The following is a 14,966-nucleotide window of genomic DNA, read 5'->3' as shown; positions in this document are numbered from 1 at the left end:
CACTTCTTGCACCGATTTCAAGGTCCTCAAGAAATAATGTCGGGTAACCGCTAACTTCCTAAAACAAAATTGCAGCGAAATTCGCTGTATTTTATGAAAAGTCATCTCATAAAATGCAATGTAACTTTAAAGTCTCCCGTAGTTAAATTGAAATTAACCATGACGATGGAAAACGGGGGCGTCGCTGCCAGGAGCAGCGCTGATTTTACAACTATAACGCTTCTGCCAGTAGGTTGTCGGACATGAGTGTGTGGGCCTTCCGTGGCGCTTGGCCGTCCCTCGGCGGGATGGCGCGGCAGAACATCAGTTCCCGTCTTCTCCGCATCGTGATCGTGGCGCTGGCGTCGATGGCCCTGATCACCCTGAGCCTGATGGCCTGGAACATGACGCTTCAGCGCCGGTTCGCCGAGGCCGAGATGACCAGGACCGTCCGGGCCATCTCCGTCGCCCTCGATCAGCAGCTTCTCGTGACCACGGCCGCCCTCGATAGCCTCGCCGCGCTGATGGCGGAGGACGCCGACCCGGAGCAGCTCTACCGCGTCGCCCAAGGCGTCATGGCCAAGCACTCCCACTGGTCGCACGTGACGCTCAGCGACGCCGCCGGGGCGGCGGTCTTCTCCACGGCCGTTCCGTACGGGGCGCCCGTCCCGAAGACGGCCGGCGTCGCCTCCCTGATGACCAAGGCGTTGGCCGCCGGCCGGCCGCAGGTTTCCAACCTCCTGCACGGGGCGACCGCCGGCACGCCCGTCGCCGCGGTGGCCGTTCCCGCCCGGGGGAAGGGCGGAAAGCGCTTCGCGCTCGTGGCGGTGGTTGCGGCGACGAAGTGGGAAAAACTCCTCCAGGATCAGGAACTTCCCTCCGGCTGGGTGGAAGGGATCATGGATCGCGACGGCCTCATCGTCGCGCTTCCGCACGCCACCGAGGAATACGCCGGCAAGCCGGCTCCCGAATGGGTGCTGGATGCGATCCGGACGGCGCCGGACGGGCTGGCGAAAGGTCTCACCCCGGCGGGTGCGCCCCTGTCGCTCGCCTTCTCCCGCTCGGACCTGTCGGGCTGGACGGTCGCCTTCGCCGCGCCCGCCTCCGTGTTGGATCTGCCCTTGCGCCGGTCGCTGTGGCTGGCGGCGGCGGTGAGCGTCGCGGCGCTGGGCGCCGCCGTCCTTCTGGTGCGGAACTACGCCCGCCGCCTGTCCCGGTCGGTGAGCGGGCTGGCCCGGGTGGCGGAAGCCATGCGGGAACCGGGCACCGCTCTTCCGGCCCTGCCGCCGACCGAGGTGGCGGAACTGGCCTCGGTGTACGACACGATGCGCAATGCCACCCTTCATCTCCGGCGGGCCGAGGAGCAGCGCATGACGTCGATGCGTGAACTCCAGCATCGTGTGAAGAACGACCTCCAGGCGATCCTGAGCCTGATCGCCCTGCAAAGCGGCCCGAGTGCGAGCGACGAGACCCGCGGCATCCTGGAGAACCTGCGCGGCCGGGTCGAAGCGCTGCGCCTCGTGCACAGCCGGCTGTACGAGGCCAGCCAAGTCGGTACGGTTGAACTGGGAGGCTATCTGCAGGAACTCTGCGCGAACTCCGTCGCCCTCTACGGCCGTGGCCTCGTCGGAGGGCTGGCTCTGGAGGCGAGCGTTGGCGAGGTGTACGTCGACCACAACACGGCGGTCTCGCTCGGGCTGATCGCCAACGAGTTCGTCACCAACAGCGCCAAGCATGCGTTCCCGCGCGGTTCCGGGACGATCACCCTCGAACTGGCCGCGTCGCCATCCGGTCGGGTTACGCTGCGGTTGGCCGACGATGGCGTCGGCATGTCGCCGAACCGCACGCGGTCGTCCGGTGTCCAACTGATCGCGATGCTCGCGGAGCAGGTGGGGGCGGAGCCTCTGTGGGCGGTCGATGCCGGCACCAGCCTGCGGTTGTCGTTCTCCGCTGCGGGATAATAACGGTGCTGTCGTTGGTTCAGGGCGGCGTTTCAGGAAGTCTTGAAACGCCGCCCCGGTCTCATCCGTCGCCGCAACCTCAGCCGGCTTCGGTGGGCTTTGTGCGATCTGCCCCGATCACCCGTTGCCTGATCGCAGCTGTGCTCCACCGGGAGCCTCCGGATCAATTCGACGGTCGCGCGAGGTCGAAGCGGTCGGCGTTCATCACCTTCGTCCAGGCCGCGACGAAGTCTTTCGCGAACATCTCCTTGGAGTCGCTGCAGGCATAGACTTCCGCAAACGCGCGAAGCTGCGAGTGCGAACCGAAGATCAGGTCGACGCGGGTGGCCGTCCACGTGGCCGCCTTGGTCTTGCGGTCCCGGCCCTCATAGACTCCATCGGCATTCGGGGCCTGCCATTCCGTGTTCATGTCGAGCAGGTTGACGAAAAAGTCGTTCGTCAGCGTTCCGGGCTGCTCGGTGAACGCGCCGTGCCTGGAGCCGCCGGCGTTGGCGCCGAGGACGCGCAGGCCCCCGACGAGGACCGTCATCTCCGGCCCGGTCAGCCCCAGCAATGCCGCCCGATCCACCAAGGCCTCCTCGGGCATCATGAGTGGCCGCTTCCGGCTGTGGAGATGGTTGCGGAAGCCGTCGGCCGGCGGCTCGAGCGGCGCGAAGGAATCGACGTCGGTCTGCTCCTGCGATGCGTCCATGCGTCCCGGCGAGAATGGGACCTGCACGGTCAGTCCGGCGTCTTTCGCGGCCTTCTCGATCGCCGCACCGCCGGCGAGAACGATCAGGTCGGCGAGCGAGACCTTCTTGCCGCCGCCGGCGGACGCATTGAAGTCCTTCTGGATCGCTTCGAGCTTCTGCAGCACCGTTTGGAGCTGGGTGGGCTCGTTGACCTCCCAGTCCTTCTGCGGGGCGAGGCGGATGCGCGCACCGTTGGCGCCGCCGCGCTTGTCGGAACCGCGGAAGGTCGAGGCCGAGGCCCAGGCCGTGGAGACCAGCTGCGAGACCGACAGGCCGGACGCGAGAATCTGCCCCTTCAGCGCGGCGACGTCCTTGTCATCGACCAGCGGATGGTCGAGCGGCGGAAGCGGGTCCTGCCAGATCAGCATCTCCTTCGGCACGAGCGGGCCGAGGTAGCGCGCGATCGGACCCATGTCGCGGTGGGTGAGCTTGAACCAGGCGCGGGCGAAGGCGTCCGCGAACTGTTCGGGATGCTCGTGGAACCGCCGCGAGATTTTCTCGTAGACGGGGTCGACGCGCAGCGACAGGTCGGTCGTCAGCATGGTCGGCACGCGCTTCTTCGACGGGTCGAAGGGGTCCGGAATCGAAGGCTCGGCGCCTTTCGCCTGCCACTGCTGCGCACCGGCCGGGCTCCTGGTCAGCTCCCATTCGTACTTGAACAGGTTGTCGAAGAAGGAATTGCTCCATGTGGTCGGCGTCTGCGACCAGATGACCTCCGGGCCGCCGGTGATGGCGTCGGACCCGAAGCCCGTGCCGTGCTTGCTCTTCCAGCCGAGGCCCTGCTCCTCAAGCGCGCCGGCCTCGGGCTCCGGGCCGATGAGGGACGGATCGCCGGCACCATGCGTCTTGCCGAAGGTGTGGCCGCCGGCGATCAGCGCCACGGTCTCCTCGTCGTTCATGGCCATGCGGAAGAACGTCTCACGGATGTCCCTGGCCGCCGCGGCCGGGTCGGGGTTGCCGTTCGGCCCTTCCGGATTGACGTAGATGAGGCCCATCTGCACCGCGCCGAGGGGCTCCGCCAGCTGGCGTTCGCCGCTGTAGCGCTCGTCGCCGAGCCACGTTCCCTCGGGACCCCAATACAGCTCCTCGGGCTCCCACACGTCCGCGCGGCCGCCGGCAAAACCGAAGGTCTTGAAGCCCATCGATTCGAGGGCGACGTTGCCGGCCAGGATCATCAGGTCGGCCCAGGAGATCTTCCGGCCGTATTTCTGCTTGATCGGCCACAGCAGGCGGCGCGCCTTGTCGAGATTCGCGTTGTCCGGCCACGAATTGAGCGGCGCAAAGCGCTGCTGGCCGGCCCCGGCGCCGCCGCGGCCGTCGGTGATGCGATAGGTGCCCGCGCTGTGCCACGCCATGCGGATCATCAGCCCGCCGTAGTGGCCGAAGTCCGCGGGCCACCACTCCTGCGAGTCCGTCATCAGGGCGTGCAGGTCCCTGATCACGGCGTCGAGATCGAGGGACTGGAATTCCTCGGCGTAGTCGAAGTCCTCGCCCATCGGGTCGGACAGGGGCGAGTTCCGATGGAGCATCTCGATACTGAGGGCCTTCGGCCACCAATCACGGTTCCGGCGGCTGCGGGCTCCGTCAGAGAACGGGCACTTTCCTGCGCTCTCGTCGGTCTTTGCGTCCATCGTTCCCTCCTGCGGCGATTGTGGGTTATTGTCGCGGCGATTGTAGCCGGCGCCTCCAATCAAGTGAAATTGGCTTTCATGATCACTGCGATAGGGCGACTCTATCCTCAACCGTTGCCCATCATCATGCGGTAGCGGATCTGGTCGAAGACCACGGCGAGGATCAGCAGCCCGCCGAGCAGCACCATCTGCATGTAGGAACCGATCTGCGCCAGATTCATGCCGTTCTGCACCAGCACGATGAAGAAGGCGCCGAGCACCACGTTCTCCACCCGGCCGATGCCGCCGCGCAGCGACACGCCGGCGATGACGCACGCGGCGATGGATTCCATGGCGATGGTGCCGCCGAGGTTGGCCTCGCCCGATTCCACCCGCGCGGTGAGCAGCAGTCCGGTCAGCGAGGCGATCAGCGCCGACAGCGCGTAGGCGAACACCAGCGTGCGGCGCGTGGGGATGGCCGACAGGTGCGCCGCCTTGATGTTGCCGCCGACCGCGTAGACGTGCGCGCCGCGCCGCGTGCGGGCCATGATCGTCCACATGACGGCGACCGCCAGCACCGCCACCAGCACCGGCATGGGCACGCCGAGCACCCGCCCGAAGCCGAAGGTGTCGGAGAACTGGATGGGCAGGCCCGACACCGGCACGCCGCCGGTGAGGAACAGCGAAGCCCCCGCCGCCACCGAGCTGACCCCCAGCGTCATGATGAACGGCGACACGCCGAAATAGGCGACGCCGACGCCGTTAGCCAGTCCGATAACCAGCGCCGCGGCGAATCCGGCCAGCGCCCCCAGCAGGATGATCGCCACGACGGCGTCGGGGAACAGCCCCGCCGCCCCGGTCATCACCAGCGCCGACACCACCGAGGTGATGGCGATGGCCGCCCCCACCGACAGGTCGAAGCCGCCGGTGATCAGCACCACCATCTGCCCCAGCGACACCAGCATCAGGTAGACCGACTGCCGCGCCACGTTGACGAGGTTGTCGAGCGTCAGGAAACGGTCGGACACCGCGCCGAACACCAGAAGCGCCGCCAGCAGGAAGAACGGCAGCACGCCCAGGCGCACGAACAGCGCGCGGCCGGCCTGGCGTGTGCGGAGCGGAAAAGCGGCGGGGGTGGCCCCGGAGGCCCCGGTGGCCCCGGTGGATTGAGTGGCGCTCATGCGGGCAGTCTCACGTCGTCGAAGAAGTGGGCGAGGATGGTGGATTCCGTGATGGCGTCGCCTTCCAGCTCGGCAGCGATGCGGCCGTGCGAGAAGACCAGAAGGCGGTGGGCGAGGTTCATCACCTCCGGCAGGTCGGAGGAGATCACCACCACCGCCTTGCCGGCTTCGGTGAGGTCGCGGATCAGATGGTAGATCGCCGCCCGCGCCCCCATGTCGACGCCGACCGTCGGCTCGTCGAGGATGTAGAGGTCGTAGTCCTGGCCCAGGCCGCGGCCGAACAGCACCTTCTGCTGGTTGCCGCCGGAAAGCTGCGCCGCTAGCCGGGTGCGGTAGGCGGGCGGCAGCTCCACCCGATCGGCGACATCCTCGCAGCGCTTCCGGATGCGCCGCCAGGGCAGCAGGCCGAAGTGGCCCTTGAGCCCGACCAACGCGCCCTGGGCCAGGTTGTCGCGCGCGGTGAAGGCCAGCTGCAGCCCCTCCGCCTTGCGGTCGGAGGGAAGATAGTAGGCGCCGGCGAGCATCAGCGCGCGGGTGTCGAGCCCGGTGACGTCCCGGCCGTTCAGCCGCACCCGCCCGCCCTTGACCGGCAGCAGGCCCATCAGCGCGCGGAAGCTGCGCGACTTGCCCGAGCCGACCAGCCCGGCGACGCCCAGCACCTCGCCGGCGCGCACCTCCAGGGATGCGCCGTGGACGCCCCAGGCATACAGACCGTCCACCGCCAGCAGCGTTCGCCCGGGCGCGCGGGCGATGGTCGGGTAGACCTCGGCGATGGCGCGGCCGGCCATCATTTCCAGAAGCTCCGCCTCGTTGGTGCCGGACATGGCGACGGTGCCGATCCTCGCGCCGTCGCGCAGCACGGTGACGCGGTCGGCGATCCGGGCGAACTCCTGCATGCGGTGCGAGATGTAGATGATGCCGACGCCGCGCGCCTTCATCCGGTCGATGACGGCGAACAGGTGGTCGACCTCGCGGTCGGTGAGCGAGGCGGTTGGCTCGTCGAGGATCAGGATGCCGACGTCGCCGTGCAGCGCCTTGGCGATCTCCACCATCTGCTGCTCGGCCCGGCTCAGCGTCGCCACGCGACGGCGCGGGTCGATGGCGAAGTCCAGCTCGGCGAACAGCGCGGCGGCGCGGCGCCGCATGGCGGCGCGGTCGAGGAAGGGGCCGACGCGCGGCTCGTCGCCGAGGAAGATGTTCTCCGCCAGGGTCAGCGTCGGAACCAGCGAGAACTCCTGGAAGACGGCGGAGATGCCGGCGGCGCGGGCGTCGGCGACGGAGTGAAAGGCGACGTTGTGGCCGCGCACCAGGATCTCGCCGTCGCTCGGCCGGGTGGCGCCGGCCAGCATGGAGATCAGGGTGGACTTGCCTGCCCCGTTCTCGCCGAACAGCACGTGCACCTCGCCGGGGCGCAGGTCGAAATCGACGCCGTCCAGCGCGGTGACGCCGGGGTAGCGCTTGGTCAGGGCGACGGTGCGGATCAGGACGGGAACGGTCATCCGGCGGGGTGTCCTCGTAAGGGGGGCTGGCGGCGGCTCCGGCCCGCGCGGGTGCGAAGCCGCCGCGGGCGGCTCACTTCACGCTGAACACCGGGCTGAAGTTTTCCGGCGGCAGGATCGAGTCGTGCGCCACCTTGTCGATGTTCGTCTTGTCCACGACGAAGATCTTCGGGCCGACGTGCTTGACCAGCTCCTTCTTCTCCAGTGCGCGCACCGCCTGGTCGATGGCGATGCGGCCCTGGATGACCATGGAGTCGGCCGGCGCCGCCTGGATGAAGCCGCGCTTGATGCCCTGGTAGACGCCCGGCGTCATGTAGAAGGCGATGAGGCCGATCTTGTCGGTCAGCCCGCGCTCGCGCAGCAGTCCCTGCGCGGCTTCCGCGGTCACGGCGGTGCCGGCGACGTACTTGACGTCGGGGGTGGCCTGCAGCACGTCCTCGACGAGGCGGAGCTGCGCCTCCTTGCCGGTGTCGCCGTAGCGCGGCTCCAGCACCTGGACGGCGGAGCCGGCGACGGCCTCCTGGAAGCCCTTGTTGGCGGCCTCGACCCAGCCAGCGCCGGCCGGACCGGGGAACCAGCCGACCTTCACCTTGGGGCTGCCGGCCGGATGCTTGGCGGCCAGATAGCGGCCCGCCTCGAAGCCCATGGTGTGGAAGGAGACCAGCGACTTGGCGGTCAGCGCCGGCGAGGAGATGCCGTTGATCACGTCGATCACCGGGATGCCCTTCCTGGCGATCTCGCCCACCAGGTTGTTCAGGCCGTCGAAGGAGATGGCGCCGATGACCACGGCGTTGGCGCCGCGCGCCACGCAGTTCTCGATCTGGCTGATCTGCTTGGCCAACTCGGTGTAGCCGCCGGCCTCGATGACGTTGGCCTTGACGCCCAGGCGCCTGGCCTCCTCGACGACGCCGTAGTCGACGCCCAGCCAGTAGGCGTCCTTCATGTGCGGGAACGACACGCAGATGTCCCAGGGCTTCGACGCCTTGGCGAGCGGCGTGTAGCTGAGGTCCGTCGGCTTGCCGTCGGCCGCGAAGGCCGGCAGCACCTCGGCGGCCGGGTAGGGGAACCAGTCGGCGGCGGGCGCCGCGGTAGAGGACAGGGCGGAAGCGAGGAAGGTCCCGGCGACGAGGGCGCGAGCGTACGGGTTCATGGGCGTGTCTCCACGGCAGAGGGTAGGGGGACGGGAACCGGGGTGCTCGGGAGGGTCGGGAACGGCCCGCGGCCGCCTAGCTCAGCGCCTCCCTCAGCCGGGCGAGCCGCTGCGCCTCCGCGGCGCGCGCCGCCAGGGCCTGCTCCATGTCCACCTTGACGAAGCGGACCCGGGTGTTGGGCTGCATCTGGCCGATCAGGTCCATGTCGGCGGAGACCACCGCGCCCAGCGTGAAGTAGCCGCCGCCGGACACCGCGTCGCGGTGCAGGACGATCGGCTCGGAACCGCCGGGCACCTGGATCGAACCGTAGGAGTAGCAGGCGTCGACGATGTTGGAGGGGTCGGAGCCGGCGCCGAACGGCTGCTCGCGCGGCTTGAAGGTGATCGGCCGGCCGCCGCGGAAACGGTAGCCCATGCGGTCCGCCTCCGGCGCCACCTTCCACTCGTCGGCGAAGAAGTTGCCACCGGCCTCCTCGGTCATCAGGCGCCAGTACAGGCCGGGCAGCACGCGCAGCTCGGCGCTGTGCCCCGGGGTGCGGCGCAGGTCCGCCGGCACCTCGGTGCCGTGCTGGACGGCGTGCGGCGCGCCCAGCGGCAGCACGTCGCCGACCGCCAGTGCGCGGCCGTGATAGCCGCCCAGCGCGCCGATGATGTAGGTGGAGCGGCTGCCCAGCGCCGGCGGGGTGTCGATGCCGCCGGAGATCGCGATGTAGGCGCGCGCCCCGCCTTTCAGATAGTCGAAGGACAGCGTCTGGCCGGCGCGCACCGGGAAGGCGGTCCAGGCCGGGTGAGGCTCGCCGTCGACGCGGGCCGGCAGGTCGGCGCCGGTGACGGCGACCGTGGCGTCCACCTCGAACTCCAGCTTCGGCCCCATGAACACCGCCTCCAGCGCGGCGGCCCCCTCCGGGTTGCCGACCAGCAGATTGGCGGCGCGCAGCGCGTAGCGGTCCATGGCGCCCGACACCGGGATGCCCAGGTGGAAGTAGCCGGGCCGACCGAGGTCCTGGACGGTGGTCAGCAGGCCGGGGTTGAGAACCTTAAACGCCATGGAGGGCCTCCATCAGCCGCTGGTTGGTGCCGTCGATGTCCGCGTTGAAGGCGTCGAGGTCGAAGGTCACCTTGGCCGTGCGCGGCTCGTAGCGGTTGGCCGCCACGTCGGCGACGATGGCGTCGTATTCGGCGTGGTCGATGGGCTTCCACTTGACGATGTCGCCGGGGCGGAAGAACACCATGAACTCGCGCAGGTAGGAGACCTTCTGCTGCGGGTCGTAGATCGGCACCGGCGTGATGCCGAACATCTGGTAGCCGCCGGCGCCGCGCACCGAATAGACGCAGCTGAAGCAGCCGCCGTGGCCGATGGTCAGCTTCGGCGTGTCGGTGCGCGGGCGCAGGTATTTGGGCACCTGGATCTGCCGCGAGCGCTCGACGAGCTGGTAGAGGAACGGCAGCCCGGCGACGAACCCGACCATGGAGACGAACCACGGCGAGGCGTGGTGGGCGTGGATGAACTGCTCCACCGTGTCGTAGCCGTTGACGCGCGCCGCGTAGTCGAGGTCGGTGCCCTCCGGGTCCTGGTGCCGCTCGCGGAAGCGCATCAGCGTCTCGGTGGTCCAGGGGTCGCGGTAGTAGACCGGGATCTCGACGATGCGGGTGTCGAGCCGTTTCTCCGCCTTGTCGGCCGAGGCCTCCAAGACCTTCAGCGCGGCCATCAGGGTGTCGGGCTTGATGCGGTCGGGATCGAACTTGACCTGGAAGCTGCCGTTGGCCGGGCAGACCTCGGTGACGCCGTCGATGCGCATCGCGCGCACGGCGTTGGCGATCGACAGGCTCTTGAAGAAGGCTTCGAGCGACATCTCCTCGTCGATCTCGACGAAGATGTGCTCGTCCCCCCCGTAGGAATAGCGGGTCTGCATCCGGTCCTCCCCTTGTTGCGCGGCCCCTATTGCGCGGCCAACGTCTGCCCGGCGAGCCAGGCTTCCAGGAACTGCGTGTGGGTGTCGCCGCGCCGCACGTCCGGGTCGGCGCAGAGCGCCTGGTGCAGCGGGATCGTCGTCTTGACGCCGCCGATGCGCAGTCCCTCCAGCGCCGCCGCCATCCGGTCGATGGCCTGCGCGCGGTCGGCGCCGTGCACGATCAGCTTGCCGAGCAGCGAGTCGTAGAAGGGCGGGATGGTGTAGCCCTCGTAGATCATGCCGTCGAAGCGGACCCCCGGATCCTCCGGGACCTCCAGCGCGCCGATGGTGCCGGGGGCGGGCAGGAAGCCGGCGGCCGGATCCTCGGCGTTGATCCGCACCTCGACGGCGTGGCCGGTCAGCCGCACGTCCTCCTGCCACAGCGCCAGCGGCGCGCCGCCGGCAATGCGGATCATCGCCGCCACCAGATCGATGCCGGTGACCATCTCGGTCACCGGGTGCTCGACCTGGATGCGGGTGTTCATCTCGATGAAGTAGAAGGCGCCCGTCGCGTCGTCGTAGAGGTATTCCAGCGTGCCGGCGCCGCGGTAGCCGACGCTCTCGGCCAGCGCCACGGCGGACGCGCACAGGCGGTTCCGCGTGGCGCCGTCCAGGCAGGCGGCCGGCGCCTCCTCCCACACCTTCTGGCGGCGGCGCTGGAGGGAGCATTCGCGCTCGAAGGCGTGGATGGCGCGCGTGCCGTCGCCCAGCACCTGCACCTCGATGTGGCGGGCGTTGGTGATGACGCGCTCCAGGTACAGGCCGCCGTCGCCGAACGCCGCCTGCGCTTCGCTCTGCGCCTGCGGGGCGAGGCGGCGCAGTTCGTCGGCGTTCCCGGCGATGCGGATGCCGCGCCCGCCGCCGCCGGCCGCCGCCTTGATCATCACCGGGTAGCCGATGGCCTCCGCCGCGGCCAGCGCGGCGTCGAGGTCGGCGACGCGGCCCTTGGAGCCCGGGACCACCGGCACCCCGGCGGCGATGGCGGCGTCGCGGGCGGCGGCCTTGTCGCCCATGGTGCGGATGGTCTCCGCCCTCGGCCCGACGAAGATCAGCCCGGCGGCTTCCACCGCCTCGGCGAAGGCGGCGTTCTCGGCCAGGAAGCCGTAGCCGGGGTGCACGGCGTCGCAGCCGGACTCCGTCGCCGCGGCGATCAGGCGGGCGCCGTCCAGGTAGGACTGCCGGGCCGCCGGGCGGCCGACGCAGACGGCGGCGTCGGCGAGGCGGACGGCCAGCATGTCGCGGTCCGCCTCGGAATAGGCTTGCACCGTCCCGATGCCCAGCGCCTTGGCGGCGCGGACGATGCGCACGGCGATCTCGCCGCGGTTGGCGACGAACAGGCGGCGGATGCCCATCGCCTCAGCCTTCCAGCTCGACGAGGACGTCGCCGGCCATCACCGCGTCCTCGCTCTCGGTCACGAAGCGGACGACGGTGCCGGCGGTGTCGGCCTTGATCTCGATGAAGGACTTCATCACCTCGACCAGCCCGATGACGTCATCGACGGCGACCGCATCGCCCACCTCCTTGAACGGCGGCAGGTCCGGGGCGGGGCGGCGGTAGAAGATGCCGGGCAGCGGGGAACGGATCTCGGCCATCGCAGCGGGTTCCTTCTTGCGGGCTGGAAATCAGGCGGGGGTCGCCACCACCTCGGCGGCGGCGGCGATGCGGATGCCGGCCGCCAGCAGCGCGTCGCGCACGGCGGTGCCGATGGCGAGCGCACCCGGCGTGTCGGAGTGGAAGCAGATGGAGTCGAAGGCGATGTCGATGTCCTCGTCCTCCACCGTGCGCACCTTGCCCTCCTGGCAGGCGCGCACGCACTTCTCGGCGACCTCGGCCGGGTCGAGCGGGCGCATGCGGCGGGCGAAGACGATGGAGCCGCTGCGGTCGTAGTCGCGGTCGGCGTAGAACTCGCGCACCACCGGCAGCCCGGCGTCACGGGCGATGGCGCAGGTCTTCGACCCGTCCATGCAGAAGACCAGGGTCTCCGGGCTGGACTTCAGCAGCGCCTCGGCGAGCAGGTGCGACAGCCCCTCGTCGCGCGCCGCCTCCATGTAGAGCGCGCCGTGCAGCTTGACGTGCTGGAGGCGGGTGCCGTGCCGGCGGGCGAACTCGCGCAGCGCGCCGACCTGGTAGAGGATGTCGTTGACCAGTTCCTCCGGCTTGGCCTGGATGACGCGGCGGCCGAAGCCCTGCAGGTCGCGGTAGCCGGGATGAGCACCCAGCGCCACGCCGCGCTCGACGGCCAGCCGCACCACGCGGTCCATCAGGTTGGGATCGCCGGCGTGGAAGCCGGTGGCCACGTTGGCCGAGCTGATGAGGTCCATCAGCACGTCGTCGGCGGCTTCCCCCAGCGTCCAGTGACCATAGCCTTCGCCCAGGTCACAGTTGAGATCGACCATTTTGAGCGCCAACGTCCCACTCCCTCTGCCTTTGCGTCGGGACCGCCGCCCGGACCGACCGGCTGGACGACGATCTTTCTGCCTTCAAGCGTATGGAAAGCTGGAAAGTTGGCAAATTTTAATTTTTGTGCATGCATTATCTGATTTTCCGATTTTCAATCCGTGGCGGTAATCGGCCATTCTGTGTACTTCAAGCGTTTGCTGACCAAATCAATTGTGCACAACAATTCGGCATATTCAGATTTTTAGGCTGGTTGATCGCAGAAAATCAGAAGGTAGAGAGCGCCATGGCGTTGAATTTCCGGCACGTGAAGTACTTCGTCGCCACCGCCAACCTGGGGCAGGTGTCGCGCGCGGCGCGGGAGCTGTCGATCTCGCAGTCGGCGATCACCTCGGCAATCAAGGAACTGGAGGCCGAGGTCGGCTCCCGCCTGTTCGACCGCACGGCGCAGGGCATGGAACTGACGGAGGCCGGGCGCCGCTTCCTGTCCGCCGGCCACCGCATCCTGGCCAGCGTGGAGGAGGCGCTGCACCCCGCCGACACCCACGCCGAGATCGCCGGCACGCTGTCGATCGGCGCCAGCTACACGGTGCTCGGCTACTTCCTGCCGCAGCACCTGGAGCGGCTGGAGCGGCGTCACCCGAACCTGCGCATCCACATCCACGAGCTGACGCGCGAGATGATCGAGGAGAGCCTGATCACCGGCCGGCTCGACATGGCGGTGGTGCTGACCTCGAACATCAACAACCCGGAACTGACGACCGAGACGCTGCTGGGCAGCCAGCGCCGGCTGTGGGTGCCGGCCGGGCACCGGCTGCTGGAACTCGATTCGGTGGGGTTGGTGGACGTCGCCGGGCACCCCTACATCATCCTGACCGTGGACGAGGCCGCCCACTGGACGATGCGCTACTGGAACGCCACGCCCTTCCGCCCCGACGTGCGGCTGCGCACCTCGTCGATCGAGGCGGTGCGCTCCATCGTCGCCAACGGCCAGGGCGTGACCATTCTGTCCGACATGGTCTACCGCCCATGGTCGCTGGAAGGGAAACGCATCGAGACCATCGTCATGCGCGAACGCGTCCCGGCCATGGACGTCGGGCTCGCCTGGCGCCACGGTGTCGAGCTGACGCCGGCCATGCGGCTGTTCCGCTCGTACTTCAGCGCGGTCTACCAGACCCCGCAGAGCCGGATGCCGCGGTAGCGGCCGGCGGGGAGGGAAGGGGAGCGTCTCCGCTCCCCGACCGTCACTTGACCAGCGGGCAGCCGCTGTCCTTCGGCGCGATGTAGGCCTGGTCGCCCGGGATCTTCTTGAGGACCTTGAAGTAATCCCACGCGTACTTCGCCTCGCCCGGCGCCTTCACCTGCAGCAGGTACATGTCGTCGAAGACGCGGCCGTTGTCGGCGACCTTGGCGTCCTTCATCATCATGTCGGTGACGGGGGTGGCGCGGATCCGGGCGGCGACCTTGTCGGGATCGTCGGTGCCGATGTCCTGCACGGCCTTGAGGTAGTGCCTGACCGACGAGTACACGCCGGCCTGGTTCATCGACGGCTTGCGGCCGGTCCGCTCCTCAAATTTCTTCGACCAGGCGCGGGTCTCGTCGGTCATGTCCCAGTAGAAGGAGTTCGCCAGCGTCAGGCCCTGCGCGGTCTCGAGGCCGAGCGCGTGCGCGTCGTTGACGTTCAGCAGCAGGGCCGCCAGCGTCTGGCCGCTCTGGGGAATGCCGAACTCGGCGGCTTGCTTGACGGCGTTGATGGTGTCGCCGCCGGCGTTGGCGAAGGCGACGACCTGCGCACCGGAGGCCTGCGCCTGCACCAGGAAGGACGAGAAGTCGGAGGTTCCCAGCGGATGGCGCACGCTGCCCTTGACGGTGCCGCCGAGCTGCTTGACGGTGTTGGCGGCTTCCGTCTCCAGCGAGTGGCCGAAGGCGTAGTCGGCGGTGATGAAGAACCAGCTCTTCTTGCCCTGCTCGACCAGCGCGCGGGCGGTGGCGGACGCCACGGAATGGTTGTCCCAGGTCCACTGGAAGCCGTACGGGCTGCACTCCTTGCCGGTGAGATCGGTGGAACCCGGGCCGGACATCAGGAACAGGCGCTTCTTGTCGCGGGTGATGCCCTGCACCGCCAGCGCCGCAGCCGAGTTCGGCACGTCGGCGACGACGTCGACCTTCTCGGTGTCGATCCACTGGCGCGCCAGGTTGGCGGCGATGTCCGCCTTGTTCTGGTGGTCGCCGACGATGATCTCGATCCTGGTGCCGTTGATGGCGTTGCCGAACTCTTCGGCGGCCATCCGCGCGGCCACCGCCGAGCCTTCGCCGTTGATGTCGGCGTAGATGCCCGACCGGTCGGACAGCATGCCGATCTTGATGACGTTGTCCGACATCTGGGCCTGGGCCGTCCCGGACGTCAGGGCGGCGAGAGCGACTCCGGCGAAGAGGATGTTGCGCATGTTTTGCTCCCTAGTGTGTCAGTTCTTGGTGTTTGGGCACGTTGTCTATGGGGCTGAC

12 protein-coding genes are annotated in these 14,966 nt (G+C 68.7%); 2 read left to right on the top strand and 10 right to left on the bottom strand.

Going from position 1 to position 14,966, the window contains the following annotated elements; all coding sequences use genetic code 11:
• The first annotated feature begins 242 nt into the window (after nucleotides 1-242).
• Entirely contained in the window at nucleotides 243-1,940 is a 1,698-nt protein-coding gene (locus tag TSO221_RS15920; RefSeq protein ID WP_146208823.1) for a sensor histidine kinase, read from the top strand.
• Between the two features lie 163 nt (nucleotides 1,941-2,103).
• On the opposite strand, the gene katG is transcribed toward TSO221_RS15920, so the two are convergent.
• The 9 genes from katG to TSO221_RS15875 all read right to left on the bottom strand — a co-directional run bounded on the left by katG (nucleotide 2,104) and on the right by TSO221_RS15875 (nucleotide 12,472).
• Entirely contained in the window at nucleotides 2,104-4,302 is a 2,199-nt protein-coding gene (gene katG / locus TSO221_RS15915; protein ID WP_109119493.1) for a catalase/peroxidase HPI, read from the bottom strand.
• 107 nt (nucleotides 4,303-4,409) lie between these two features.
• On the bottom strand, nucleotides 4,410-5,462 hold the full coding sequence (locus TSO221_RS15910; RefSeq protein ID WP_109119492.1) for an ABC transporter permease: 1,053 nt from the start codon (nucleotides 5,460-5,462) through the stop codon (nucleotides 4,410-4,412).
• On the bottom strand, nucleotides 5,459-6,961 hold the full coding sequence (locus TSO221_RS15905) for a sugar ABC transporter ATP-binding protein (RefSeq protein WP_109119491.1): 1,503 nt from the start codon (nucleotides 6,959-6,961) through the stop codon (nucleotides 5,459-5,461). The genes TSO221_RS15910 and TSO221_RS15905 overlap by 4 nt, the downstream gene beginning before the upstream one ends.
• 73 nt (nucleotides 6,962-7,034) lie before the next feature.
• Nucleotides 7,035-8,111 (bottom strand): TMAO reductase system periplasmic protein TorT, encoded by a 1,077-nt coding sequence (torT, locus tag TSO221_RS15900; RefSeq protein ID WP_109119490.1) that lies wholly within the window; start codon nucleotides 8,109-8,111, stop codon nucleotides 7,035-7,037.
• 76 nt (nucleotides 8,112-8,187) lie between these two features.
• Nucleotides 8,188-9,159, bottom strand: a complete 972-nt coding sequence (locus TSO221_RS15895; RefSeq protein WP_109119489.1) for a biotin-dependent carboxyltransferase family protein — start codon at nucleotides 9,157-9,159, stop codon at nucleotides 8,188-8,190.
• A complete protein-coding gene (locus tag TSO221_RS15890) occupies nucleotides 9,149-10,024 on the bottom strand; it encodes a carboxyltransferase domain-containing protein (protein WP_109119488.1) in 876 nt (291 codons plus the stop codon). Before TSO221_RS15890 ends, TSO221_RS15895 begins: the two co-directional genes overlap by 11 nt.
• 26 nt (nucleotides 10,025-10,050) lie before the next feature.
• On the bottom strand, nucleotides 10,051-11,415 hold the full coding sequence (locus tag TSO221_RS15885; protein WP_109119487.1) for an acetyl-CoA carboxylase biotin carboxylase subunit: 1,365 nt from the start codon (nucleotides 11,413-11,415) through the stop codon (nucleotides 10,051-10,053).
• A gap of 4 nt (nucleotides 11,416-11,419) precedes the next feature.
• Complete coding sequence (locus tag TSO221_RS15880) at nucleotides 11,420-11,656, bottom strand: acetyl-CoA carboxylase (protein ID WP_109119486.1); 237 nt, start codon at nucleotides 11,654-11,656, stop codon at nucleotides 11,420-11,422.
• A gap of 30 nt (nucleotides 11,657-11,686) precedes the next feature.
• Nucleotides 11,687-12,472, bottom strand: coding sequence for a 5-oxoprolinase subunit PxpA (locus TSO221_RS15875; protein WP_109119485.1), 786 nt, complete (start codon nucleotides 12,470-12,472; stop codon nucleotides 11,687-11,689).
• 275 nt (nucleotides 12,473-12,747) lie between these two features.
• On the opposite strand from TSO221_RS15875, the gene TSO221_RS15870 reads away from it, so the two are divergent.
• Complete coding sequence (locus tag TSO221_RS15870) at nucleotides 12,748-13,662, top strand: LysR family transcriptional regulator (RefSeq protein WP_109119484.1); 915 nt, start codon at nucleotides 12,748-12,750, stop codon at nucleotides 13,660-13,662.
• Nucleotides 13,663-13,705: 43 nt separating this feature from the next.
• Here TSO221_RS15870 and TSO221_RS15865 read toward each other — a convergent pair whose 3' ends face one another.
• Entirely contained in the window at nucleotides 13,706-14,908 is a 1,203-nt protein-coding gene (locus TSO221_RS15865) for an ABC transporter substrate-binding protein (protein WP_109119483.1), read from the bottom strand.
• Nucleotides 14,909-14,966: the final 58 nt, after the last annotated feature.

The organism is Azospirillum sp. TSO22-1 (genome assembly GCF_003116015.1).
Taxonomy (GTDB): domain Bacteria; phylum Pseudomonadota; class Alphaproteobacteria; order Azospirillales; family Azospirillaceae; genus Azospirillum.
Note: the sequence above shows the minus strand (reverse complement) of the source record. Positions and strands in the feature narration are given on the sequence as shown.